Annotated in this window: 2 protein-coding genes; both read left to right on the forward strand. The window is 42.1% G+C overall.

The window, feature by feature from the left end:
• Positions 1-330, forward strand: a 330-nt coding sequence (locus J1785_RS01175; RefSeq protein ID WP_217218617.1) for a Rossmann-fold NAD(P)-binding domain-containing protein, incomplete at its 5' end; no start/stop codon positions are given.
• Between the two features lie 212 nt (positions 331-542).
• Positions 543-1,331 carry a phosphotransferase family protein gene (locus J1785_RS01180; protein WP_217137337.1) on the forward strand — a complete coding sequence of 263 codons (789 nt, stop codon included), beginning with the start codon at positions 543-545 and terminating at the stop codon, positions 1,329-1,331.
• Positions 1,332-1,685: the final 354 nt, after the last annotated feature.

Consider the following 1,685-nt stretch of genomic DNA (forward strand, 5'->3'; position numbering starts at 1 on the left):
GTGCATGAGCCATCAGAAATGAATGTCTGTTCGGTCGCTGTTGAATTCACTAAAAATTCACTTTGGCATATTGTTGGAAGTTCTTTAGCAGATCCGTCAAATCCAGAGGAAATTAGTCATAGATTATCTTTTTTCCGTAAAAATCATCCTAACATTCAATACAGAATAATCATATTAGGCTTTGTTATAGATAGTAGATTGAATTCCAATAAATCAAGATGGTTATCCAATCTTGAAATATCGGATGGTATCAACGTTGCGTTAAAGAATGATATAACGGTCAATATCATAGGTACCACAGTTCCTTGGTCTCTTCGACCTGGTTTCTGAACCGGCCTAATTGCTTAATACAGCAGAATGTTAAGTTCGCTCCTCGCGCTTAGCAGTCCTCTGGTGTTTATTCGGCTACTCTCTGCCAAACAGACGGCGCAACCATCACAATATGCTAACTATGGCGAGGCGAAATGTCAGCATGACTGCCAGTATGAGCAAAACTCAAACGCCTCAGAATTAACCAACCGGCCAACGTTAAAGGAAGATGTATGTCTGTTGATAATATATCCAGAATGGGTACCGCCAAAGTGGCACTTTTTGTGGATGAAACAGGTCATCAGGTAGTCGAGAAATTTCCTGTCAGTGATGTGGAGTACAGTTTTTATCAACACGCAGCCAAGAGTCTCGCTCAGGTTGACATTGTCACCCCAAAGCTCTTGTTCGCCGATCCATCCTTACGCAAGTTGAGACTGGAATATATCCCACATCAAGTTGGTCAGGACGCAGTTGCAGGAGATGACGTGTTGTCAATTCTGTGTCGCTTGCATTGCTATCCGCCTGACCCTTCGTGGGTTTATCACAATCACACCTGGTCAGAATCAGCGCTCGAAAAATCTCTCACTCTTTTGGCATTACCGGAAAGATCAGCACAACAGTTACGGCATTTCCAGCAGGCAAGTGATGCTCTGTTTAGTGGTCAGTGCTTAATTTCAGGTGATAGTAATGCGGGTAATTGGGGAAAAAGGGATGACGGTGATTTAGTTCTTTTCGACTGGGAGAGATTCAGCATTGGCAGCCCAGCAATTGACCTTGCCCCCCTAATAAAGGGAATGGGTTCTATACAAAAATTTATTGAGTTTTCAGAACGCTATAACTGTATATCTTGTCATTCTAAGCCTAATGATCTGGCTAAAGAAATTGCAATTGCCAAAGCATGGATTGTTACCGAGGTAGTCGTACTGCTTAATGAACGGCAGAAAAGTGATTTTCATTTCTATCTCAACTGGTACAGAGAAAATCTTCCCACCTGGTTAGATAACACTGTAAAAATGCTTTGATGTTCTTAAAACCACTGATCTACCAATAATGCTGATTACACAATGAGTAGCTATGTCGACTCATCGCTCTCAGCAGACCCTCAGCGTCACGTATTTGTCTGCTGTGTGCCCAGGCTGTGTGAAAACTGCTGATCACTTTTTGGTCTAAGCAGTGACTTAATATGATCAACCATTCTTGATAAACCCATGCGTAAACCCACTTTATTTATTAAAATTAGAAGGATACGATTACATATTGCGGGTGCAGATATGACCCATCACATTAAAGGTCAGGGCAGACATCAGGTGACGTTGCTGCCTGAAGTGCTGGATGATTTTGTCACCGAGGATAACCCAGTCAGAGTTGTTGATGTA

Source organism: Rahnella perminowiae (genome assembly GCF_019049755.1).
Taxonomy (GTDB): domain Bacteria; phylum Pseudomonadota; class Gammaproteobacteria; order Enterobacterales; family Enterobacteriaceae; genus Rahnella; species Rahnella perminowiae.